This is a genomic window from Pseudomonas sp. R2-60-08W (genome assembly GCF_003852335.1).
GTDB lineage: Bacteria > Pseudomonadota > Gammaproteobacteria > Pseudomonadales > Pseudomonadaceae > Aquipseudomonas.
In genome coordinates, this window is the sequence record NZ_CP027731.1 from 2037546 (window position 1) to 2059763 (window position 22218).

General features: G+C 59.7%; 20 protein-coding genes. 8 read left to right on the forward strand and 12 right to left on the reverse strand.

The window, feature by feature from the left end; all coding sequences use genetic code 11:
- Nucleotides 1-6: 6 nt before the first annotated feature.
- Together C4J90_RS09360 and C4J90_RS09365 are read right to left on the reverse strand one after the other, a co-directional pair.
- A complete protein-coding gene (locus C4J90_RS09360; RefSeq protein ID WP_003211625.1) occupies nt 7-666 on the reverse strand; it encodes a CoA transferase subunit B in 660 nt (219 codons plus the stop codon).
- A 33-nt stretch (nt 667-699) separates the two neighbouring features.
- Complete coding sequence (locus C4J90_RS09365; protein ID WP_124362130.1) at nt 700-1398, reverse strand: CoA transferase subunit A; 699 nt, start codon at nt 1396-1398, stop codon at nt 700-702.
- Nucleotides 1399-1586: 188 nt separating this feature from the next.
- Between C4J90_RS09365 and C4J90_RS09370 the strand changes: the two genes are divergently transcribed.
- On the forward strand, nt 1587-2489 hold the full coding sequence (locus tag C4J90_RS09370) for a LysR family transcriptional regulator (RefSeq protein WP_124419678.1): 903 nt from the start codon (nt 1587-1589) through the stop codon (nt 2487-2489).
- 59 nt (nt 2490-2548) lie between these two features.
- On the opposite strand, the gene C4J90_RS09375 is transcribed toward C4J90_RS09370, so the two are convergent.
- The 6 genes from C4J90_RS09375 to C4J90_RS09400 all read right to left on the reverse strand — a co-directional run bounded on the left by C4J90_RS09375 (nt 2549) and on the right by C4J90_RS09400 (nt 10280).
- On the reverse strand, nt 2549-2878 hold the full coding sequence (locus C4J90_RS09375) for a hypothetical protein (RefSeq protein ID WP_057725643.1): 330 nt from the start codon (nt 2876-2878) through the stop codon (nt 2549-2551).
- A 528-nt stretch (nt 2879-3406) separates the two neighbouring features.
- Nucleotides 3407-4249, reverse strand: a complete 843-nt coding sequence (locus tag C4J90_RS09380; RefSeq protein ID WP_124419679.1) for an NAD-dependent protein deacetylase — start codon at nt 4247-4249, stop codon at nt 3407-3409.
- A gap of 8 nt (nt 4250-4257) precedes the next feature.
- Complete coding sequence (locus C4J90_RS09385; protein ID WP_124419680.1) at nt 4258-4698, reverse strand: CBS domain-containing protein; 441 nt, start codon at nt 4696-4698, stop codon at nt 4258-4260.
- Nucleotides 4699-4830: 132 nt separating this feature from the next.
- Nucleotides 4831-6780: a DNA topoisomerase III gene (locus tag C4J90_RS09390; RefSeq protein WP_124416012.1), complete on the reverse strand. Its 1950-nt coding sequence runs from the start codon at nt 6778-6780 to the stop codon at nt 4831-4833.
- A 165-nt stretch (nt 6781-6945) separates the two neighbouring features.
- Nucleotides 6946-8568 carry an MFS transporter gene (locus C4J90_RS09395; protein ID WP_124366556.1) on the reverse strand — a complete coding sequence of 541 codons (1623 nt, stop codon included), beginning with the start codon at nt 8566-8568 and terminating at the stop codon, nt 6946-6948.
- Nucleotides 8569-8633: 65 nt separating this feature from the next.
- Nucleotides 8634-10280, reverse strand: coding sequence for a GMC family oxidoreductase (locus C4J90_RS09400; protein WP_124419681.1), 1647 nt, complete (start codon nt 10278-10280; stop codon nt 8634-8636).
- A gap of 129 nt (nt 10281-10409) precedes the next feature.
- Between C4J90_RS09400 and C4J90_RS09405 the strand changes: the two genes are divergently transcribed.
- Nucleotides 10410-11303, forward strand: a complete 894-nt coding sequence (locus C4J90_RS09405; protein WP_124419682.1) for a LysR family transcriptional regulator — start codon at nt 10410-10412, stop codon at nt 11301-11303.
- A 147-nt stretch (nt 11304-11450) separates the two neighbouring features.
- Here C4J90_RS09405 and C4J90_RS09410 read toward each other — a convergent pair whose 3' ends face one another.
- Together C4J90_RS09410 and C4J90_RS09415 are read right to left on the reverse strand one after the other, a co-directional pair.
- On the reverse strand, nt 11451-12797 hold the full coding sequence (locus tag C4J90_RS09410) for a glutamine synthetase family protein (protein ID WP_124419683.1): 1347 nt from the start codon (nt 12795-12797) through the stop codon (nt 11451-11453).
- An 11-nt stretch (nt 12798-12808) separates the two neighbouring features.
- Nucleotides 12809-13366, reverse strand: coding sequence for a helix-turn-helix domain-containing protein (locus C4J90_RS09415; protein WP_124419684.1), 558 nt, complete (start codon nt 13364-13366; stop codon nt 12809-12811).
- A gap of 164 nt (nt 13367-13530) precedes the next feature.
- On the opposite strand from C4J90_RS09415, the gene C4J90_RS09420 reads away from it, so the two are divergent.
- Together C4J90_RS09420 and C4J90_RS09425 are read left to right on the forward strand one after the other, a co-directional pair.
- Nucleotides 13531-13839, forward strand: coding sequence for an RcnB family protein (locus C4J90_RS09420; protein WP_124419685.1), 309 nt, complete (start codon nt 13531-13533; stop codon nt 13837-13839).
- Nucleotides 13840-13928: 89 nt separating this feature from the next.
- A complete protein-coding gene (locus C4J90_RS09425) occupies nt 13929-15122 on the forward strand; it encodes an MFS transporter (RefSeq protein WP_124419686.1) in 1194 nt (397 codons plus the stop codon).
- On the opposite strand, the gene C4J90_RS09430 is transcribed toward C4J90_RS09425, so the two are convergent.
- Nucleotides 15085-15357 carry a DUF1652 domain-containing protein gene (locus tag C4J90_RS09430; protein WP_124414342.1) on the reverse strand — a complete coding sequence of 91 codons (273 nt, stop codon included), beginning with the start codon at nt 15355-15357 and terminating at the stop codon, nt 15085-15087. The two genes, C4J90_RS09425 and C4J90_RS09430, sit on opposite strands and share 38 nt — an antisense overlap.
- 102 nt (nt 15358-15459) lie before the next feature.
- Complete coding sequence (locus C4J90_RS09435; protein ID WP_124362142.1) at nt 15460-16956, reverse strand: helix-turn-helix transcriptional regulator; 1497 nt, start codon at nt 16954-16956, stop codon at nt 15460-15462.
- A 214-nt stretch (nt 16957-17170) separates the two neighbouring features.
- On the opposite strand from C4J90_RS09435, the gene C4J90_RS09440 reads away from it, so the two are divergent.
- The 4 genes from C4J90_RS09440 to mgtA all read left to right on the forward strand — a co-directional run bounded on the left by C4J90_RS09440 (nt 17171) and on the right by mgtA (nt 22217).
- Nucleotides 17171-17791 carry a hypothetical protein gene (locus tag C4J90_RS09440; protein WP_124419687.1) on the forward strand — a complete coding sequence of 207 codons (621 nt, stop codon included), beginning with the start codon at nt 17171-17173 and terminating at the stop codon, nt 17789-17791.
- Between the two features lie 202 nt (nt 17792-17993).
- Nucleotides 17994-18338: an FKBP-type peptidyl-prolyl cis-trans isomerase gene (locus C4J90_RS09445; protein ID WP_124366566.1), complete on the forward strand. Its 345-nt coding sequence runs from the start codon at nt 17994-17996 to the stop codon at nt 18336-18338.
- Nucleotides 18339-18349: 11 nt separating this feature from the next.
- Nucleotides 18350-18949, forward strand: a complete 600-nt coding sequence (locus tag C4J90_RS09450) for a GNAT family N-acetyltransferase (protein ID WP_124419688.1) — start codon at nt 18350-18352, stop codon at nt 18947-18949.
- 562 nt (nt 18950-19511) lie between these two features.
- A complete protein-coding gene (mgtA, locus tag C4J90_RS09455) occupies nt 19512-22217 on the forward strand; it encodes a magnesium-translocating P-type ATPase (protein WP_124419689.1) in 2706 nt (901 codons plus the stop codon).
- Nucleotide 22218 lies beyond the last annotated feature (1 nt).

Sequence of the window (22218 nt, forward strand, 5' to 3'; positions counted from 1 at the left end):
CTGTCCTCACTGGAAATGCATTTCTGGAACATGGTCCGGGACGATCAGTTTACCGGCGGTCTTGCTCACAATCTCTTCAACGCTGACGCCAGGTGCGCGTTCCTTGAGGACAAAAGCGCCATTTTCGATTTCCAGGTAGGCCAGGTCCGTGAGCACGCGCTTGATGCAGTTGGCGCCGGTCAGCGGCAGGCTGCACTGGCTGAGCAATTTCGACTCACCGTCCTTGGACGCATGGGTCATGATCACGATGATATTTTCCGCACCAGCCACCAGGTCCATCGCGCCGCCCATGCCCTTGACCAGCTTGCCGGGGATCATCCACGAGGCGATGTTGCCCTGTACGTCCACTTCGAACGCGCCGAGTACGGTGAGGTCCACGTGGCCGCCGCGAATCATCGCGAAGGACTCGGCGGAGGAGAAAATCGAGGCGCCGATGCGTGCGGTGACGGTTTGTTTGCCGGCGTTGATCATGTCGGCATCGATGGTTTCTTCGGTCGGGAACGGGCCCATGCCGAGCAGGCCATTTTCCGACTGCAGCATCACTTCCATGCCTTCGGGAATGTAGTTGGCCACCAGGGTCGGAATGCCGATGCCGAGGTTGACGTAGAATCCGTCCTGCATTTCGCGGGCGACGCGTTGAGCCATTTGTTCGCGGGTAAGAGCCATGTCATGAGTCCTTATTGTTCGGGCCGGGGCGGATTACTTGCGCACGGTGCGCTGTTCGATGCGCTTCTCGAAGGTGCCGCAGATGATCCGGTCGACGTAGATGCCAGGGGTGTGGATCTGCGCGGGGTCCAGCTCGCCCGGTTCGACGATTTCCTCGACTTCGACCACGGTGATCTTGCCGGCGGTGGCGGCCAGTGGGTTGAAGTTCTGGGCGGTGTGCCGATAGATGACATTGCCGAAGTGGTCGGCTTTCCAGCCTTTGACGATGGCGAAGTCGCCGGTGATGGACTCTTCCATCAGATAGGGACGGCCCTTGAATTCGCGGGTTTCCTTGCCTTCGGCAACCGGGGTGCCGACGCCGGTGGCGGTGAAGAAGGCCGGGATGCCAGCACCGCCTGCACGCATTTTTTCCGCCAGGGTGCCTTGGGGGGTCAGCACTACTTCTATTTCACCGCTGAGCAGTTGCTTCTCGAACAGGGCGTTTTCACCGACGTAGGAGGCGATCACTTTGCTGATCTGCTTTTCTTCCAGCAGGATGCCCAGGCCGAAACCGTCGACGCCGCAGTTGTTGGAAACCACGGTCAGGTCACGGGTGCCTTTGCGCTTGATCTCGGCGATGAGGTTTTCCGGAATGCCACACAGGCCAAAACCGCCGGAGAGTACGGTCATGCCATCTTCCAGGCCTGCCAGCGCCTCTTCATAGGACGCCACGCGCTTATCGAAACCTGCCATATGCACCTCGTTATTATTAGTGGGCCAGCCAATGGACCGAGTGTTGCGCCGACTGATTGATTTGTTAAGTTGTTTTTTTAGGTTGATTGGTTTGAAAAACAGCATAATCAGCTCCAAGCGGCAAGCTACAAGTATTGCCAGTGGCCGCTTTCACTTGCAGCTTTCAACTTGCAGCTCGGAGCTAACCTATGACCGTTAAACAGATGCGTGCCTTCCTGGCCGTGGCCCAGAGCCTGAGTTTTGCCGCTGCCTGTGAGCGCCTGCACCTGTCCCAGTCGGCGCTGAGCCTGACTATCAAAGGCCTCGAGGAAGGGCTGGGTGGGCGCCTGTTCAGTCGCAATACACGTAATGTGGCGCTCACGCCCGAAGGCGAATCGCTGCTCCCGCTGGCTCGCCGTTTGATTGCCGAATGGGACAACGCGGAGGACGAACTGCGTCAACGCTTCACCTTGCAACGTGGTCGCGTGACGGTGGCGGCAATGCCGTCATTTGCCGGTAACCTGCTGCCGCCGATCCTGAAGATATTCCGCGCCCGTTACCCGCAGGTGAACGTGACGGTGCATGACCTGATCAACGAGCAGGTGCTGGAGATGGTTCGCGACCGCCAGGTGGAATTGGGCGTAGCGTTCGAACCGTCCGACGGTTCGTCATTGGCATTCACCCCGTTGTACCTGGACCGATTCATTGCCGTGGTACCGGGAGATTCGCCGTTGGCGCAATTGAACGAGATCGACTGGAAAAGCCTGTTGGAACACCCCTTCATTACCCTTCAGCGCCCATCGACCGTACGGGTAATGCTCGAAGAGCACCTGGGTGCCTTGCAGATGAAACTGCCGGTTGCGCTGGAAAGTCATCAACTGGCCACAGTGGGCAAGATGGTTGCCAGCGGCTTGGGCGTCAGCGCTGTGCCCGCGTTGTGCGCGCGGCAGATGGAGGAGGCGGGCGCCCATTGCATCACCTTGACCGGCCCGGTAATCGAGCGGCTCATTGGGGTACTGACCAAACCAGGGCATGAACTGTCGGCGGCGGCGCAGGTATTGTTTGATATCTTTCAGGATGAAGCGAAGAAGGGGCGGTTTCCGACGTTCTGAAGTTCACATAACAAAAGTGGGGGCTGGCAAGCCAGCTCCCACAATAGATCAAGTACTACTTAGTAGTAACGGTCGATAACTTTAACTTGCGAGCTGTCTTTGAAAGACGCCCAGGCATTGTTAAGTGTGTCGAACACCTGCTCGATAAAGTTGCGATCGGCTGCGGCTTTCTTGCCGACATAACCCTGGCCACGACGGTACATCTTCAGGCGCGCCGCCAGTTCGCGGTGATTGCGGTCGAACTCGGCTTCTTCGGTGTGGGGCGCCAGGCAGTCAAGTTGAACTTCGCCCGATTTGCCAATCCACAGGATATGGTCGTCGAGTGTGTCTTTCTGCGCTGCGAACATCTCAGCCAATTCATCGATAGTTGGTTGGTTGTTCAGATTCATGTGTAAGCCCCTTGACCAGTTGGCGATCTATCAATTGATTCATTGAAACTTCAAGTTGTCTCCGGCTCAGAAAACCGGGCGTCAGTGACGGTCTGCCGAATACGGGCAGGGTCTTGAACCTGATGCATGTAGTCTTGCTGATGAACTGCTACGCAATGCTTTCATAACGAAGACAAGCAGCGCTTAAGCTCCTTGTACCGAGCCCCCTTCGGGGCCAGTCAGCTTCATCAATCTGCCTTGTGGGCAGTGCACATCCGGAAAAACAGCTCGGCGGTCAGACGAGCCTGTTCAAAACGCGTGTTACCAACACTCCCGATCCGGGAGACGTCTCGATAATGCAAGGACAAAAAGCTTACGTCAACGATTATGTAGTGATTATTTTCAGGCACTACATAAATCGCTGTGAGGGCGGGAAGATGCGGGAAATCGTGACTTGGGCGTCATTTTTTGGGGCGGCTGGTCTCAGGAGTAACTAGTGTTTCCTGGGGGCACATTGCGACTGTAAGTTTTTCGCGAGCAAGCTCGCTCCTACAGTCGTTCGGCCAGCAAGGGCAGTAATTGCTCGCACGACGCTTCGATTTTCACCTGCAGCAGCTCATCCCCACGGGTCTTGCCCAGGTTGATCGCAATCACCGGTTTACCCTGTTCCACTGCCGCCTTGCACAGGCGAAACGCCGAGTAAGCCATCAGCGATGACCCCACGACCAGCAGCCCCTCGGCATCGTGCACCGCAGCCATGGCCCTGGCGGCGATAGCGGGAGCTACGTTCTCGCCAAAAAACACCACGTCCGGCTTCAGTCGTTGGCCTTCGCAATGGGGGCAGCGTGGCACCTGGAAGTGCTCCTCAAGCGTAGGGTCGAGCAAGGTGTCACCGTCAGGCGCTTGCACCGCATGGACGTGCGCAAAGTGCGGGTTGTCGATTTCCATCTGCCGCTGGACCACATCGCGCTCGCTGCGCTGCTGGCAATCCAGGCACAGCACCCGGTGCAAACTGCCATGCAACTCGATCACATCATGGCTGCCGGCCTGATCGTGCAGCGTGTCGACGTTTTGCGTGATCAGGCCGCTGATGACCTGCCGTTGCTGCAAGGTCGCCAGCGCCTGATGAGCCTTGTTCGGCCGGGCCAGGCGCACCCGTGGCCAACCCAGCATTGCCCTGGCCCAATAACGGCGCCGTGCTTGCGCGGTGGCGAGGAACTCCTGGTACATCATCGGCGCCTTGCCCCGGCGCACTCCTTCGCTGTCACGGTAGTCGGGAATGCCCGATGAGGTGCTGATCCCCGCACCGGTCAGCACCAGAAAGCGTTTTTCGGCCATCGCCCGATGCAAGGTGTCGAGGCGGTCCTCTTGATGTTCCAGCGTGTCGAGCATGAAGTCTCCTATTCGCCGCGGATGTACTGCTCCAATTGTTTAATCAGGTCAGCCTGTTCGGCGATGGCCTCTTTGACCAGGTCACCGATGGACAAAAGCCCCAGCAGTTTGCCGTCTTCCACCACGGGCAGGTGGCGCAGGTGACTGTCGGTCATGATGTTCATGCACGCTTCAACCGTTTTGTGGGTATCTACGGTGATGACCGGCGAACTCATCACTTCATGAACCCTGGTGGCCACCGACGACAGACCCTTGAGGATAAGTTTACGTGCGTAATCGCGTTCGCTGATGATCCCGACCACGGCGCCGTCCTTGACCACCGGCAAGGCCCCGACGTTTTTCTCGGACATCCGCACCAGCGCCTCGAATACGGTGTGGTCCCACTGGATAGTGTGGACGTCCTGGTTCTTCTGGTCTTTGGCTTTGAGTAATTCTGCGACGGTTTTCATGGCGGCCACTCCGGTGTTGTTGTTAGTAGTCAGCGATTGCCCCTACAGAATCCTAGACGGGCCACGTTGCAGCAAGGTCCAAAGCGGCGTTAAACCCGTCGAAAAGCGTCATTCGCCGGTTTTTTTTGCGTTTTATCCGGCTTTTACCGGCTTTTTCGCCCTTTTGGGGCTGGCCGTCATCTTGCGTGGCGCGCTCTTGCGCTTGTTTTTCCACGGTGTGGCGCCTTTGCCTGCCGGGCTGGCGGGACCGGTGATGGTCATGCGCATGCCATGACAGCGAGCCACCTGCTTGCTCATCCACGCCGCTTGTTTGGCGACAAACTCTTCCAGGCTCATTTCGCCGCTTTGCACCATATCCAGCGCCTGCTCCCAGATGGCGGTGGTGCCGGGGTCGGCGATGGCGCGAGGCACCGCGTCAATCAGGCTGAAAGCCGCTGCGGTGGCCGACAGCGCCTTGCCGTTCTTCACCAGGTAGCCTCGGTCCAGCAGGCCCTGGATGATCCCGGCGCGGGTGGCTTCGGTGCCGATGCCGGTGGTGTCCTTGAGCTTCTGCTTGAGCAGCGGGTCTTCGACCAGCTTGGCGACGTTTTTCATCGCTTTGATCAGGTCGCCTTCGGTAAAGGGCTTGGGCGGTTGGGTCCACAGGTCCTTGAGATTGACCTTGGCCACTGCACAGTCCTGGCCTTGCACCAGCATCGGCAAGGCTTGAGGCGCAGGCGTTTCCCTGCCTTTGGCGGGAGCAAGGGCTTCGGGCAGCGCGCGTTTCCAGCCCGATTCGATGACGACTTTGCCCACCGCGCGCAACGCCTGGCCGGCACAATCGAAATCCGCCTGGGTACGGTCGTATTCATGGTTGGGCAGGAATTGCGCCAGGTAGCGCGCGCGAATCAGCGTGTAGACCGCACGGTGCTTCCCGGTGAGTTGCCCAACGTCCTTGCCGGCCCCTGTCGGAATAATGCCGTGGTGGGCGCTGACCTTGGCGTCGTTCCAGGCGCGTGAGCGACGATTGGGGTCCATGTAGGCCATCAGCTCGGCCACGGCTGCATCCGCGCGGCCGAGTGCGGCGAGGATCTTCGGCGCTTCGCTGTGCTGGCTCAACGGCAGGTAGCCGCAATCGCTGCGCGGGTAGGTGATGACCTTGTGGGTTTCGTAGAGGGATTGGGCGATATCCAGGGTTTCCTGGGCGCCGAGGCCGAGCTTCTTGGAGCAGATTTCCTGCAGGGTGCCGAGGTCGAAGGGCAGGGGCGCGACCTCACGCATGCGCTCGGTGCGCAGCTTAACCAATCGCGCACTGGCAGCGCGGGACATGGCGTCAGCGGCGTCCCGGGCCAGTTGCGGGTTGAGGCAACGGCCCTGGTCATCGCAGGCATCGTCGACGGCGCGCCATTGGGCAGTAAAGGTCATGCGCTCGTGGAGCAGGTCCACGTCGATGGCCCAATACGCCACGGGTACGAAATCGGCGATGCTGCGGTCACGGTCGACCACCAGGCGCAAGGTGGGGGTTTGCACCCGGCCCACCGGCAATACGCCCTGATAGCCGGATTGTCGCCCAAGCAAGGTAAACAAGCGGCTCATGTTCATGCCGATCAGCCAGTCGGCGCGGGAGCGGCCCAGGGCCGAGTGATACAGGCTGAAGGTTTGCGCACCGGGCTTGAGGGCGGCCAGGGCCTTGCGGATGGAGGCCTCGTCCAGTGCCGACAACCACAACCGCTGGATCGGCCCGCGATAACGGCAATGTTCTACCAGTTCACGGGCGATCATTTCACCCTCACGGTCGGCGTCGGTTGCGATCACCAGTTCCCGGGCTTCCCCCAGCAAGCGCTTGACCACCTTGAACTGGCTGGCGGTCTTGGGCTTGACCTGCATTTTCCACGTTTGCGGGACGATCGGCAGGTCGGCGAGCACCCAGCGTTTGTATTTAGCGTCATAGGCGTCAGGCGGGGCGGTTTCCAACAGGTGGCCGATGCACCAGGTGACTGTGACCCCGTTGCCCAGCCAGCATCCATCGCCCCGGCGGCTGGCGCCGAGCACGGCCGCGATGTCCTTGGCCTGGGAGGGTTTTTCACAGAGGTACAGCTGCATGGTCATCACATCAGATCGGGTTGATGCCTGGCAGGATGCTTAGTCAGAGAGATTTGAGCAACCATTATCTGTATGGATGTACAGCTTAAAGTTTCAAGCTACAAGCTACAAGAAAGAGCCGAGTGGCTTTTACTTGCCGCTTGCAGCTTGCCCCTTAAAGCTCATTCAGTTGTTATCGATATCCACATGCCGGGTTTCCTTGAGGCAGAACAAGCCGACCACCAGGCTGACCCCGGTCACCACCACCGGGTACCACAAGCCATAGAAGATATCGCCGGTGTACACCACCAAGGCAAACGATACGGTTGGCAGGAACCCGCCAAACCAGCCGTTACCGATATGGTAGGGCAGCGACATTGAGGTGTAGCGAATGCGTGTCGGGAACAGCTCCACCATCAGCGCCGCCAGGGGGCCGTAGCACATGGCGGCGATCAGGATCAGTGCCACGATCAGCACCACCACCATGACCTTGTTGACCTGGGCCATGTCCGCCGAGCTTGGGTAGCCGGCCAGGGTCACCGCGCCGCGCAGTGCCGCTTCATCGAAGCCATCGATACGGACGTCACCGACGCTGACTTGCACCGGCGCGCCGGCTGGGGCGGCGACGCTGCTGTACGGCAGGCCTTGCTTGACCAGGAAGGTCTTGACCTTGTCGCACGGGCTGTCAAAGCGCGCCTTGCCAACTGGGTCGAACTGGAAGGTGCAGGTGGCCGGGTCGGCCAGCACGGTAATCGGTGCCTGGTGACTGGCCTGGTCCATCGCCGGGTTGGTGTAGTGCGCCAGGCTCTTGAAGATCGGGAAATACAGCACGGTCGCCAGCAGCAGGCCGAGCATCAGCACCGGTTTGCGCCCGACCTTGTCCGACAGCCAGCCAAACAGGATGAAGAACGGCGCGCCAATCACCACACTGATGATCAGCAGCATGTTGGCCAAGGCCGGGTCCATCTTCAGGAACTGGGTGAGGAAGAACAGCACATAAAACTGCGCCGCATAAAAGGTCACCGCCTGCCCACCGTTGATGCTGAACAGCGCGATCAATACGACCTTGAGGTTTTCCCATTTACCGAACGACTCGCGGATCGGCGCCTTGCTGGCCTTGCCTTCCTCTTTCATTTTCAGGAACGCTGGCGACTCGTGCAGGCTCATGCGAATCCAGGTGGAGATGCCCAGCAACACGATGGAGAACAGGAACGGAATACGCCAGCCCCACACCTCGAACTGGTCGCCGGTGAAATAGCGGCAGGCCAGCACCACCAGCAACGACAGCAACAGGCCGAGGGTGGCGGTGGATTGAATCCAGCTGGTGTGCAAGCCGCGTTTGCCGGGGGGCGCATGTTCGGCGACATAGGTGGCGGCGCCACCGTATTCACCGCCCAGAGCCAGGCCTTGCAGCATGCGCAGCACGATCAGAATGATCGGCGCAGCGATGCCGATGCTGGCATAGGTCGGCAACAGTCCCACGCAAAAGGTTGCCACGCCCATCAGGATGATCGTGACGAGGAAGGTGTACTTGCGCCCGATCATGTCGCCCAGGCGGCCGAATACCAGCGCGCCGAAGGGCCGCACCACGAAGCCTGCGGCGAACGCCATCAATGCGAAGATGAACGCCGTGGTGTCGTTGACCCCGGCAAAGAACTGCTTGCTGATCACCGCCGCGAGGGCGCCGTAGAGGAAGAAGTCATACCATTCGAACACCGTCCCGAGAGACGAGGCGAAAATGACTTTCTTCGAGTCGTTGCGGGTGCTCGCATGTATCGCCGAGCCCAGGGGTTGAGCATGTTCTGACATCGGGTAGCCCTCACAGTGATTATTTATTGTTGTTCCACTGTCGGCGCCAGGTGTGGCGCCGCTATTCAGATTGCGTGAACCGTTTCTCTCTGCGGGGCGAGGCTCCTTGTGTTCGGTGAAAGGATCAGTTGCGCGGCCTTCTCGGCGATCATCAGTGTCGGTGAGCAGGTGTTGCCGGAGGTAATGCGCGGCATGATCGAGGCATCGGCGATGCGCAGGCCCGGCACGCCATGTACGCGCAACTGCGCGTCGACCACGGCTTCCTGGTCATTGCCCATGCGGCAAGTACCCACCGGATGGAAGATCGTCGTGCCGATACGCGCCGCCGCTTCGTGCAGTTGTTCTTCGGTTTGCAGGGCGTCACCGGGCAAATATTCAACCGGTTTGAACTGGCTCAGGGCCGGGGCGGCCACGATCCGCCGTGTCAGGCGAATGGCGTCGGCGGCTACGCGCAGGTCTTCGGGATGGCTGAGGTAGTTGGGCCGGATCAGCGGTGCGTCCGCCGGGTTGGCCGAGCGTATGTCGATGCGCCCGCGACTGTGCGGGCGCAGGTCGCAGACCGATGCGGTAAAGGCAGGGAACGCGTGCAGCGGCTCGCCAAAACGCTCCAGGGACAGCGGCTGCACATGGTATTCAAGGTTGGCCGAGATCTGCTCCGGCCCGGAGCGGGCAAACGCGCCAAGCTGGCTGGGCGCCATCGACAGCGGCCCGCTTCGGTCGTACAGGTAGCGCAGGCCCATGCCCATCTTGCCCCAGAGGGTGCCGGCGATCTGGTTCAGGGTGCGGGCGTTTTCCAGCTTGTAGATCAGGCGCAGTTGCAGGTGGTCCTGCAGGTTGCCACCCACGCCCGGCAGTTCATGAACCACGTCGATGCCCAACGGCTTGAGCACATGGGCGGGGCCGATACCCGAGCGTTGCAGGATGCCCGGCGAACCGACGGCGCCGGCGCACAGCACGATTTCCCGGCGCGCTTTCCAGCTCAGTGGTTGGCCGTGTTGGCGCCCGACGACCTGAGAAGCGCGGCCGTTCTCCAGCACCACGCGATCGACTTCAACATCCGTCAACACGGTCAGGTTCGGCCGTTGGCGCACCGGTTTGAGAAACGCCTTGGCCGCATTCCAGCGCACCCCGGCCTTCTGATTGACCTGGAAATAGCCGCAGCCTTCGTTATCGCCCTGGTTGAAATCGCTGATGTTGGCGATGCCGCTTTGCTTTGCGGCCTCGCGAAACGCATCCAGGATCGGCCACGACAGACGCTGCTGCTCGACACGCCACTCGCCGCCGTCGCTGTGGAATGGCGAGGCGCCGGCAAAATGGTTTTCGCTGTGCTTGAACAGTGGCAATACGTCGTTCCAGGCCCAACCTGGATTACCTTGCGCCGCCCAGCCGTCATAGTCCTGGGCCTGGCCGCGCATGTAGATCATGCCGTTGATGGACGAACAGCCCCCCAGCACCTTGCCGCGCGGGTAACTCAAGGCACGACCTTGCAGGCCAGCCTGGGCTTCGGTCTTGAAGCACCAGTCGGTGCGCGGGTTACCGATGCAGAACAGGTAACCGACTGGAATATGGATCCAGGGGTAGTTGTCGCGACCACCGGCCTCCAGCAGCAGCACGCGATGGGCCGGGTTGGCGGACAGCCGATTGGCCAGCAAGCAGCCGGCGGGGCCAGCGCCGACGATCACGTAATCGTATTCAGCAGGTGCAATGGGCATTGGGGGGCTCGCTTGTTTTTCTTATTGGCTCCATCCTAGTTGTTAGTTTTCGTCTTAAAAATGTTAGTTTTTGCCCAGCTGCTGTGCGTTTTTAAACAGCGCTGCCCACGCGTGCGCAACGGAGGCGATATGTTCGACTGGAATGACCTGCGGTTTTTTCTCGAATTGCAGCGCAGCGGCCGTTTGCTCACCGCCGCGCAACGTTTGAAAACCACGCACGCCACGGTGGCCCGGCACATCGAGGCCATCGAAAAAAGCCTCGGCACCGCGCTGTTCGTGCAGCACGCCCAGGGGTATGAGCTGACGCCGGCCGGCGAAGCCCTGCTCAAACATGCCGAAGCCATGGAAAACGTGGCCCTGCTGGCGGAAGACGAACTTACCCATTCTGCAGCGCCCCTGGGCAAGATTCGTCTCGGGGTGGCGGAGGGCCTGGGGGTGATGTTCCTCGCCAGTCGCATGGGTGGCCTGTTTGAACGGTATCCCGGCTTGGAAGTGGAATTGGTCGCGGTGCCGCGCTTTGTCAGCATCCTCAACCGCGAAGCGGAAATCAGCATTCATCTGGAACGCCCCAGCGTCGATCAGTTGGTCACCCGCAAACTCACCGATTACCGCCTGGCGCTGTATGCCAGCCGCGCTTATCTGGAGCGTCATCCGCCGATTGAAAAACGCGAAGACCTCGCGGCCCATTCATGGATCGATTATGTCGACGACCTGCTGTTCAGCCAGGAACTGAAATTCCTCAGCAGCTTCTGTCGCAACCCCAAGGTGGTCTTCCACAGCACCAGCGTGATTGCGCAACACCAGGCCGCGCGGTCGGGCTTGGGCATTGCGGTATTACCCTGTTTCATGGCAGCGGGCGATGCTGACCTGGTGCCGTTGTTGCCGGGGGAGAGCATCCAGCGCAGCTATTGGATCAGCTCGCGTCGGGAGTTGCACAAGTCGGTGCGGTTGCGGGTGTTGTGGGATTACGTGGTGGAGCTGTGCGCGCGCGAGCAGAGACTGTTGCTGGGTGAAGTTGACTGACGAAACCGAATCAACACTGTGGGAGGGGGCTTGCTCCCGATGGCGGTGGTTCAGTCACAGCTGCATTTGCTGATATACCGCAATCGGGGGCGAGCCCCCTCCCACATTGGATTTGGGCAGGGGCTTAACTTGGGGCGGGGCTTTTTTTTAAAGAAACCAGCGATATTCCCGCGCAGAAATCTCCTGCTGGAACGCCAGATGATCCTGGCGTTTGTTCTCGCAATACACATCGACGAATTCCGCGCCCAGCTTGTCGCGCACCACCGACTGATGTTGCATGGCGCGCACGGCGTCGAGCATGTCCACGGGGAAGTCGGTGCCACTGCTGCGGTCTTCGTTCAGCGGCGCGATTGGCTCCTGCCTGGTTTCAAGGCCATACTCCAAACCGGCGAGGATCGCCGCCAGCACCAGGTATGGGTTGGCGTCGGCGCTGGCCAGGCGATGCTCGATTCGCAGGTTGCGTGGGTCGGACTCGGGGATGCGCACGCACGCATCACGGTCTTCGAAGCCCCAACTGGCGCGGGTAGCGGCGTTGACCGTACCGCCGAGGCGGCGGAACGCGTTGTGGTTGGGCGAGAAGATCGGCATGCAGTGGGGCAGCAACGCCAGGCAACCGGCCACGGCGTGGCGCAGCGGTTGCTGCTGGTGCGCCGCCAGCACGTTATTGCCCGCGCCGTCATACAGGCTGACATGCACATGCATGCCGCTGCCGGGAAACTGCAGGTAAGGCTTGGCCATGAAGCTGGCGCGGTAACCATGTTTGAGCGCCACGCCACGCGTGCTGCGGCAGAACAGGGCGGCCCAGTCGGCGGCGCGCAGGCCGTCATCGCAATGGCCAAAATTGATTTCGAATTGGCCCGGGCCGATTTCGGCGGTGATCACCGTGATATCGATGCCCTGGGCCTTGGCGGTTTGTGCCATGTCCTCCAGCACGTCGCTGAAGCGCGACAGCCGCTCGATATGCAAGTTGGGCTGGTCATCGACATCGTCGCTCAGCGGGTCGCGGGCGAATTGCGGTAGGCCGTCGTCGAGCTTTTTGTCGAACAGGTAGAACTCCAGTTCGAACGCCACCACCGGGTGAATGCCTTTGTGGTGCAGGCGTTCCAGCACCCTGGCCAACACTTCGCGGGGTTCGAATTCGATGGGCGCTTCGGTGCCGTCGGAAGTGATCAGCATCTGCCCCAGCGGCTGCGACTCCCAGCTCACCGGCTTCAGCGTACCCGGCACCAGGCGCCGATTGGCATCCGGGTCACCGTCGTTGAAGCAGTAGTCGCCGATCTTGAACAACCCGCCTTGTGCCCCCAGCAACACGGCGTTCTGCGGCAGCTTCAACGGGCTGCCGGCGGCGACTTTTTCAAGCATCTCCACCGGGTAGCGCTTGCCGTAGAAATGCCCCGGAATGTCCAGGGCGATCAGGTCGACGTAGCGCACCTCGGGATGGTTCTGGCGGAAGGTCCGTACTTCGGCCAGCAAGGTTGCAGATGGGCTTTTCACGGGTGCAGCTCCTAGTTGTAAACCCACAGCACGCGGGCGGGCAGGTCGGTCAGGTTGGCATAGCGACAGTGGGCGAAACTGGCCAGATGAAAGCTGTCGCCAGGGCCGAGGGTGACCGCATCGGCCTCGCCTTCAACCCACAGCGTCAACTCACCCTCCAGCACAAAGCCGGCCTGTTCGGCACGGTCGCTCATGGCCTGCTCACCACTGTTGGCGCCGGGTGCCAACAGGCTGTCGAGCATCGAAAACGCGCCGTTCATGCTCGGCGAGACGAGGATGTCGGTGATGCCATTGGCGTAATAAACCGTGCGCCGCTCGTTGGGCCGCGTGACCCAGTCCACCGCCTTGGGTTTGGGTAGGCTGTAGAAGTAAGTAGTAGGCACGTCGAGGGCGTGGCTGATGGCGGTCAGGTCGGCCACGGTCGGGCGCGACAGGCCACGTTCCACTTGGGACAGGAAACCCACCGAACGTTGGATCTTATGCGCCAATTGCGCCAGGGTGAGTTTCTTGTGCTTGCGCAGGTCGTGGATCAGGGCGGCGAGGGTGGCGAGTTCATCTTGAGGTGTCATGAAATTTAATTCGAATAATTTCATGAAAAATTACAGGATTAATTTCATGGAGGCAATGGGTGTGGAGATTCGTAGTGGCGAGCAGCGGATGAGGTTTTGACCTGAATGTTTTCACGCCCCTGCGGTCGGAACCTGGGTACGCACTCAAAATTGAAGGAGCACCCATGAAGTCCAGATCCCTCGTTGCCTGTGTTCTCGTTGCGGCAGGCCTGTCTACCGCCAGTTTTGTGGTGCAGGCCGGCGATACGCCCCAGGAAACCGTGCAGCCTTCCAACATCAATACCCGTGATTTGAAGGAAGGTGACCGCGCCCCGGATATCCTCATGCGTAAGGAGTCGGCCCTCAGCGACTGGAAAAAACGTGGCCTCAAGCAGCCCGAAGAAGAGAGCCAGTGGACGCGGGTCGGCGATAAATATGTGCTGCTCAAGACCACCAACGGCACCATTCTTGAGATCACACCGGTCAAGAAATAATCCTGCCGCACCACCTGCTCGTTTCACCTTTCTTGCGTTAAGGTAACCGACCGCAATGGTCGCGTTATCTTCAAAGAAAAGAGAGCAGGATGCTTGCCACCATCAAAAACTACCCCCGCACGGTGAATCTGTTGCTGTCCGCCACGTTGCTGCTGACGTTGGCCAAGGCGATCACCTTTCCGTACCTGGTGATCTACCTCACCCGCCACTTTGCCCTCGACATCAGCCAGGTCGGCCTGGTGATCGGCAGTTCGCTGATTGTCGGCTCGTTGCTCAGCGTCTATGGCGGGTTCCTTGTCGATCGCGTCAACAGTTACCGTTTGCTGCTCGGTTTGAGCCTGGTGTTTGTGCTGGGTTTTATCGGTACGGTTGTGGCGCAGAATATCTGGGCGTTCTACAGCTGCCTGATCCTGATCAACCTGGCCTATGCGGTCATCGATATCGCGATCAAGGCCGGCTTCGCCAGCTTGCTGCCCGAGGATGGGCGCAGCGAAGTGTTCTCGATCAAATATACATTGACCAATATCGGCTACGCGGTGGGGCCGTTTTTTGGCGCGATGGTGGCGACGCTGGATATCAGCCTGCCGTTTATACTGTCGGCGCTGTTGGGCGTGGGATTTTTCCTGCTGTACTGGCGTTTGGGCGACCGCACATTGACCTCCGTCGACGCCACGCAAAAACCGGTGCCGTTCCTCGCCGTAGGCCGGGTGCTGCTCAGGGATCGCCGCTTGGTGTGCTTCACCCTCGGTGGCCTGCTCAGTGCGGTGGTATTCGGCCAATTTACGGCCTACCTATCGCAATACCTGGTGACTACCACCACTGCCGAATATACCTACACTGTAATCAGCGCCGTGCTCACCACCAACGCCGTGCTGGTGATTGCCTTGCAGTACCTGATTGGCCGGCGCATCTCGCACCGTTACCTGAGTCAATGGCTGATCGCGGGTTTAGGCATGTTCATGCTGGGGCTGATTGGCTTTGCGTTGGCCACCAGCGTGGTCTGGTGGGTGGTCGCGATGGCGGTGTTTACCTTGGGGGAAATCATCGTGTTCCCGGCCGAGTACATGTTTATCGACCGAATTGCGCCTGACGCCCTGCGCGGCATGTATTACGGCGCGCAGAACCTGTCCAATCTCGGCGCCGCCTTGGGGCCGGTTTTATGCGGGATGGTGCTGGCCAGCCTGCCGGCGCATTACATGTTTTATATGCTCGGAATGTTTATTGTCGGCGGCGGGGTGTTCTATTTCATTGGGGCGAAGATGAAGGCAAGTCATCCAGCGTGAGCTTGCCGACGTTGTTGCTTTGCAGCTCATAGCGCAATTCATCCACCATTTTCGCCACTTCCTCCGGGGTCTGCAGCCGTTTGGTGCTGATCCCGGTGACCACCAGGTCGACCCGTCCGGTTTCGGCGTCGAATACCTTGAGGGTCAAGGATGCGTCCCGGCACAGGGTGAATTCGCAGGTCAGCGGCGACAAGCCTTCTTCGATGCAATTTCGCAGTTGAGAGAGGGTAAACATGCAGGTTCCTTCGAGGCACAGAAACGATGCCTTAAAGGTTATTGATTAGCCCGCTGTCTCATAAGGCGAATTAGCACTAGCTGCACTAGTGCATTTGCACTCTTAACGCTTGTTCTTTATCCGTACTTCACCGGCAAACAGCCCGCGTTCGCGGGCCCAGACGATGGCCGTACTACGGCTGTGCACGCCCAGCTTGGAGTACACCGTCGCTACGTGGTTGCGCACGGTGTTGGGTGCCAGCTTCAGGCGCGAGGCGATCTCCTTGTCGGCCAGGCCCTCGCAGATCAACCCCAACACGTCGCGCTCACGGGCGGTGAGGTCGGTGAAGGAAACGTTCGGCAGGTTAGGGCTGTTGACGCTTTTGGCATTGGCGAGTTTTTCGATCAGGGTCTGGCTGAACCAGGACGCGTCCTGCATGACTTCCTCGATGGCTGCCACCAGTTCCAGCTCCGAGCGTTTACGTTCGGTGATGTTCATGAATACCAGCAGGTAGCACGGCATGTCCTGGATGATCACGGTGTCGGCAGACACCACGCAGTCGATCACTTCATCGCCTTTCTTGCGCACTTTGAGGTCATGACCTTCCAGGTTTCCGGCTTTCTCCAGGGTCGCGAACAACTGGGCGCCGGCCTGGGGGCTGTCGATGAAGTCGATGTCTTCGATGGATTTGCCGATCAATTCTTCACTGATATAGCCGGTGATACTCATGAACGCTTCGTTGATATCCACCACCTGGCGATTGGCGGCGTTGCACACCAGGGTTGGCACGGGCGTCAGGCGGAAGGACTTGGCGAAGCGTTCTTCACTCTGGCGCAGGGCAATTTCCGCTTTGCGTCGCGGCTCCAGGTCCATGAACGAAAACAGCATGCAATCCTCTTCGTTCATGTCCAGGGGCTGGCCGGCGACAATCACCAGCTTGCTGCCGCCTTCGGGCAGTCGCAGCTCTGCCTGCATCTGTGGAATGGTCGAGCCTTGCCCCAGCCGCTCAATGGCCAAGTCCTTGCGTTCGGCCTGTTCGAGCACGTCCAGTTCATACACGGATTTACCGATGACCTGGTCGCGGTTGTAGCCGGTCATCTCCAGGAAGCCCTGATTGACCTTGATGTAGCGCAGGTCGCTGAGGCGGCAGATCACGGCGGGCGCGGGGTTGGCGTTGAAGGTTTTCTCGAAACGCTGCTCGGCGCTCGCCCATTCGGTGGCGTCACTGAGGATCAGCACCAACAGTTCCGGCTCGCCGTGCGAGTCGGTAATCACCAGGCTGCGCAGGCGGTGGACCCAGGTCTTTTCTTCATCGGCCGTAGGAATGACCTCCACGATCACGTCGCTGAACTCATCACCCGCCGCCGCGCGGGCCAGGGGGTAGTTATCCAACTGCAACGGGTGGTAATTGCGATAACGCAAGGTGAAGCGCTCGGCGTATTCCTGCCCGTTGGCGCCCAGCCCCATGACGTCGGTGACGCCGTGCATGGTCAATGCGGCTTCGTTGGCCCAGAGAATGGTCTGGTCGACCTCGGCCAGGATCACGCCGTCGGACAACCCGGAGATGATTTGCTGCAGTTGGCGGCGGTTGGTTTCTTTGGCAAGAACATCCTGTGTCATAGGTTCTCCAAGGTGTGGACGCATGGGTTTTACGACATCCCCGGTTCAGGATAGTGCAGAGAAGTTGACTGAGTGGGAGTGCGAATGGACCAGGCAGGGTAGTGCATATGGGCCCCATCGCGTGCCATTCGCTTGATATGGTTTGCAGTAGGGACGCCGCCTGTATGAGTGCGTAAAATGCCGGGATTTCACGCGTTTCACGCAAGGGTGCCCTTTGAGCGCAAGCAAAACCGTCGGACTGTTACTACTCTCTTCCCTGCTGGCGGCGTGCGGCACCTCGCCGCCACGCACGCCCAATGATATCTGCGGCATCTTTCGCGAAAAGGATGACTGGTACGACGCGGCCAAGGTCACGCAAAAACGCTGGGGTGTGCCGATCCAGGTGCCCTTCGCGATCATGTATCAGGAGTCGGGCTTTCGCTACGACGCCAAGACGCCGCGTAAATACCTGTTGTGGATCATCCCCTGGGGGCGCGTGTCCACCGCGTCCGGCTATGCCCAGGCCAAGGATGAAGTGTGGAATGACTACCGCAAAAGCACCGGCCGCAGCGGCGCCGATCGCGAGGATTTCGACGACGCCATCGACTTTATCGGTTGGTACATGGACAAGACCTACAGCATCAACGGTGTCTATAAATACGACGCCTACGGCCAATACCTGAACTACCACGAAGGCTGGGGTGGTTATCGTCAGCGCACCTATGCCAGCAAAGCCTGGCTGCCGCCGGTGGCGAGCAAAGTGCAGGCCCGTTCGCAGATGTATGCGCGGCAATATGCCGGGTGCAAGGATGAATTGGGGCGAGGGTTTTGGAGCCGGTTCTGGCATTGGTTATAAACGCCGATTACTGGATGCATGCAGATCGAAATGTGGGAGGGGGCTTGCCCTCGATAGCAGGGTGTCAGTCAATGATGGGGTGACTGATGCACCGCTATCGGGAGCAAGCCCCCTCCCACATTGGATCGCGTGGTCATGACACTTGCAAAACCCACCCGGTTCTGGGAAAACCGCAGCCTTTCACGCCTTCAATGAGAGCCCCATGAGCAACGACGAATTGCAGATCACCGACATCCGCCTGGGCGACGGCAAAGCCGTGGTCAAGGGCGCGCTGATCACCACTCAATACACCGGCACCCTGGAAGACGGCACGGTGTTCGATTCGTCTTGGGAGCGGGGCAAACCGTTTCAGTGCGTGATTGGTACAGGTCGGGTGATCAAGGGTTGGGACCAGGGATTGATGGGCATGCAGGTTGGCGGTATACGCACGTTGTATGTACCGGCGCACCTGGCCTACGGCGAGCGCTCGATGGGTGCGCATATCAAGCCAAACAGCAACCTGCGTTTCGAGATTGAATTGCTGGAAGTGCTGACGCGGGATGATTGAAAGGATTGAATATGGACGTTAATCCACATGTGTTGCCCAGGTGCACCCTCGAAGGCATTCGGGTGGTTGAGCTACTTGGTTGTGACGAGGCTGAGCTGCAAGATTTTTTTGAACAAGCGCCGGATTACTTCAAGGCGGTTAACGGCGAACCCGCTACCCCGATTGAGGCTCGGGAAGAGCTAAACGGCCAATTGCCCGCAGGCTGGCATTGCAGCCGTATGTACTGGCTGGGTTACCGCGATGCGCAAAACCAATTGGTCGCCGTGGTGAATATTGCCGCAGATTTGCTTGCCGTCGGAGTGTGGCATATCGGATTGTTGATGGTGCATACACGTTGGCATAGCAGTGGGCTGGCGCAGCGGCTGCACGCGGACCTCCAGGCATGGGCGGTGGGGAAGGGTGCCCACTGGCTGCGGTTGACGGTTGTGGTTGGCAATACTAAGGCCGAGCGTTTTTGGCCCAGGCTGGGGTATGTGACGGTGCGCATTCGAGAGGGAATTGCAATGGGGCGGCAGGTGAATAGGGTGCTGATTCAGGTCAAGCCGATTGCCGAAAAGGGTATTGACGCCTATCTGGCCTTGGTCGAGCGCGACCGTCCCGGTGCTCCTTAGCCTGGAACTTACACCGATCCCATGTTGTGGGCTTGCCTGCGAATGCAGAGTGTCAGGCATGAATTAGTAGCTGACACACTGCCATCGGGAGCAAGCCCCCTCCCACATTGCTCATTGGTGTGGTCGAGAAAGGGGTTCCTGAACCCATCCTGAAGAAATTTCTTATTCATCATGTGGAAACTTTCCTACGGTTTACTCTGCATAAATCGCGGCGTAAGCTTCGCGCGTTTTCATCAATAGCGGAGACCCTCAGTGGGTACTTGTTCGAGTGACAGTAGTCGGCCGGTTTCAGTAACCGGCACATACTTGGCAAGGTAACGCGCATTTTTTCGATGCCGTTGTCTCGCCAGAAAAGCGAGAAGCGGCATCCCGGCAGCAGCCATTCCTGGCGCCTGCCTGATCCCTCTCATCGACGCTGACCAGCACCCGAGTTGCCTCGGGAGGCTACGGACGCGCCTGCCTTTTACGGTGGGCGGGCCAGGTTCGGCTGCGCCTGTTCGGCAGGCGCGGTGCGGATGGGCGGTACCTGCACGAGGGTTTTTCATCGCGCAGGAGTAACACCATGAACCTCACGCTGCTCAAAGAGTTCTTCGCCGGTTTTCTGCGGACCCGGCATATCGCCCGGCATTTTCGGCGCCTGACGATGCTGGAGACCGTGACCGACGCCAGTGTCAGCCGCGAAGTACCGCCTAGCCTTGCGCAAACCCTTGTGGCCGCAGCCAACGGCAGTGCCGTGCAGTTGCTGGGCATGCTGGGCAGCCACGCCGAGGGTTTGAACGCCCAAGAGGCCGACGCGTTGCGCGGGCAATACGGGCTCAATGAAGTCGAGCACGAGCAGCCGCTGCCTTGGTGGGTGCACGTGTGGCACTGCTATAAAAACCCGTTCAACCTGCTGCTGACGTTGCTGGCGGTGATCTCCTGGCTGACCGACGACATGAAGGCCGCTTTGGTGATTTTCTCCATGGTGGTGCTGTCGACCCTGTTGCGTTTCTGGCAGGAGGCCAAGTCGAACAAGGCTGCCGACGCCTTGAAGGCCATGGTCAGCAACACGGCCACAGTGTTGCGCCGGGATGCGGCCAAGCGCCTCGAACTGCCGATCAAGCAACTGGTACCGGGCGATCTGATCGTGTTGTCGGCCGGCGACATGATTCCTGCTGATTGCCGCGTACTCAGTGCCAAGGACCTGTTTGTCAGTCAGGCGGCGATGACCGGTGAATCGATGCCGGTGGAGAAGTTCGTCCAGCAACAGGATGCCCAGGTTCGCAACCCGCTGGACTTGGAAAACATCCTGTTCATGGGCACCAACGTGGTGTCCGGCGCCGCCACGGCGGTGATTCTCGCCACCGGCAATCACACTTACTTCGGCGCCCTGGCGCAACGCGTCACGGCGACCGACCGTGCCACCACCTCGTTCCAGCAGGGAGTCAACAAGGTCAGCTGGCTGTTGATCCGTTTCATGTTCGTGATGGCCCCGCTGGTGTTGTTCATCAACGGGTTCACCAAGGGTGACTGGACTGAAGCCTTGCTGTTCGCGCTGTCGATTGCCGTGGGCCTTACCCCGGAAATGCTGCCGATGATCGTCACCTCGACGTTGGCCAAGGGCGCGGTGTTCCTGTCGCGCAAGAAGGTCATCGTCAAGCGCCTCGACGCGATCCAGAATTTCGGCGCCATGGATGTGTTGTGCACCGACAAGACCGGCACGCTGACCCAGGACAGGATTTTCCTGGCGCGACATGTGGATGTGTGGGGCCAGGAATCCGAGGATGTACTGGAAATGGCCTACCTCAACAGCTACTACCAGACCGGCCTGAAAAACCTGCTGGATGTGGCCGTGCTTGAGCACGTCGAAATCCATCGTGACTTAAAGGTCGGTACCGCGTTCCAGAAGGTCGATGAGATTCCATTCGACTTCAATCGGCGTCGCATGTCGGTAGTGGTGGCGGAGCAGGACCAGCCGCATCTGCTGATCTGCAAAGGCGCGGTGGAGGAGATTTTGGCGGTGTGCAGCACCGTGCGCCACGGCGAGGTCAACGAGGCGTTGACGGACGAGCTGTTGGCACGCATTCGCCAGGTGACCGCAGCGTTCAATGATGAGGGCCTGCGTGTGGTGGCCGTGGCCGCGCAACCGATGGCGCCAGGTCGCGACACCTACAGCCTGGCGGATGAAAACAACCTGACCCTGATCGGCTATGTGGCCTTCCTCGACCCACCCAAGGAAAGCACCGCGCCTGCGCTCAAGGCCCTGAAGGCCCATGGCGTAGCGGTCAAAGTGCTGACGGGCGACAACGAACGGGTCACCGCAAAAATCTGCCGTGAAGTCGGCCTGGAGCAGCAAGGGCTGCTGATGGGCAACGACATCGAGGACATGACCGATGCCGAGCTCGCCCAGGCCGTGGAAACCACCAATGTGTTCGCCAAGCTCACGCCCAGCCACAAGGAGCGCATCGTGCGCCTGCTCAAGGCCAATGGGCATGTGGTCGGGTTCATGGGGGACGGCATCAACGATGCACCGGCACTGCGTACGGCGGATATCGGCATTTCGGTGGACAGCGCAGTAGACATCGCCAAGGAAGCCGCTGACATCATCCTGCTGGAAAAGAGCCTGATGATCCTGGAGGAGGGCGTGCTGGAAGGCCGCCGCACCTTCGCCAACATGCTCAAGTACATCAAGATGACCGCCAGCTCCAACTTCGGCAACGTGTTCTCGGTGCTGGTGGCGAGCGCGTTTATCCCGTTTCTGCCAATGCTGCCGATGCACCTGCTGGTGCAGAACCTGCTGTATGACATCTCGCAGATCGCGATTCCGTTTGACAACGTCGACGAGGAGATGCTCGCCAAGCCGCAACGCTGGCAGCCGGCAGATGTGGGCCGCTTCATGCTGTTCTTCGGGCCGATCAGCTCGATCTTTGACATCACCACGTTCGCGCTCATGTGGTACGTGTTCGATGCCAACACGCCGGACCACCAGACCCTGTTCCAGTCGGGCTGGTTCGTGGTGGGGCTGCTCACCCAGACGTTGATCGTGCACATGATCCGCACCCCGAAAATCCCGTTCCTGCAAAGCCGTGCGGCGATGCCGTTGATGGTGATGACGGGCGTGATCATGGCGGTCGGGATCTTCCTGCCGATGGGGCCACTGGCGCATTACTTCAAATTGCAGGCGCTGCCGTCGCTGTACTTCGTGTTCCTGCCCTTGATCTTGCTGGCATACATGGCACTGACCCAGGCAGTGAAGGGCTACTACATCCGCAAGTTTGGCTGGCAGTAGT

Coding starts and splice junctions, on each gene's coding strand:
- C4J90_RS09360 (WP_003211625.1), bottom strand. CDS start 666: ATGGCTCTTACCCGCGAACAAATGGCTCAACGCGTCGCCCGCGAAATG.
- C4J90_RS09365 (WP_124362130.1), bottom strand. CDS start 1,398: ATGGCAGGTTTCGATAAGCGCGTGGCGTCCTATGAAGAGGCGCTGGCA.
- C4J90_RS09370 (WP_124419678.1), top strand. CDS start 1,587: ATGACCGTTAAACAGATGCGTGCCTTCCTGGCCGTGGCCCAGAGCCTG.
- C4J90_RS09375 (WP_057725643.1), bottom strand. CDS start 2,878: ATGAATCTGAACAACCAACCAACTATCGATGAATTGGCTGAGATGTTC.
- C4J90_RS09380 (WP_124419679.1), bottom strand. CDS start 4,249: ATGCTCGACACGCTGGAACATCAAGAGGACCGCCTCGACACCTTGCAT.
- C4J90_RS09385 (WP_124419680.1), bottom strand. CDS start 4,698: ATGAAAACCGTCGCAGAATTACTCAAAGCCAAAGACCAGAAGAACCAG.
- C4J90_RS09390 (WP_124416012.1), bottom strand. CDS start 6,780: ATGCAGCTGTACCTCTGTGAAAAACCCTCCCAGGCCAAGGACATCGCG.
- C4J90_RS09395 (WP_124366556.1), bottom strand. CDS start 8,568: ATGTCAGAACATGCTCAACCCCTGGGCTCGGCGATACATGCGAGCACC.
- C4J90_RS09400 (WP_124419681.1), bottom strand. CDS start 10,280: ATGCCCATTGCACCTGCTGAATACGATTACGTGATCGTCGGCGCTGGC.
- C4J90_RS09405 (WP_124419682.1), top strand. CDS start 10,410: ATGTTCGACTGGAATGACCTGCGGTTTTTTCTCGAATTGCAGCGCAGC.
- C4J90_RS09415 (WP_124419684.1), bottom strand. CDS start 13,366: ATGACACCTCAAGATGAACTCGCCACCCTCGCCGCCCTGATCCACGAC.
- C4J90_RS09420 (WP_124419685.1), top strand. CDS start 13,531: ATGAAGTCCAGATCCCTCGTTGCCTGTGTTCTCGTTGCGGCAGGCCTG.
- C4J90_RS09425 (WP_124419686.1), top strand. CDS start 13,929: ATGCTTGCCACCATCAAAAACTACCCCCGCACGGTGAATCTGTTGCTG.
- C4J90_RS09430 (WP_124414342.1), bottom strand. CDS start 15,357: ATGTTTACCCTCTCTCAACTGCGAAATTGCATCGAAGAAGGCTTGTCG.
- C4J90_RS09435 (WP_124362142.1), bottom strand. CDS start 16,956: ATGACACAGGATGTTCTTGCCAAAGAAACCAACCGCCGCCAACTGCAG.
- C4J90_RS09445 (WP_124366566.1), top strand. CDS start 17,994: ATGAGCAACGACGAATTGCAGATCACCGACATCCGCCTGGGCGACGGC.
- C4J90_RS09450 (WP_124419688.1), top strand. CDS start 18,350: ATGGACGTTAATCCACATGTGTTGCCCAGGTGCACCCTCGAAGGCATT.
- mgtA (WP_124419689.1), top strand. CDS start 19,512: ATGAACCTCACGCTGCTCAAAGAGTTCTTCGCCGGTTTTCTGCGGACC.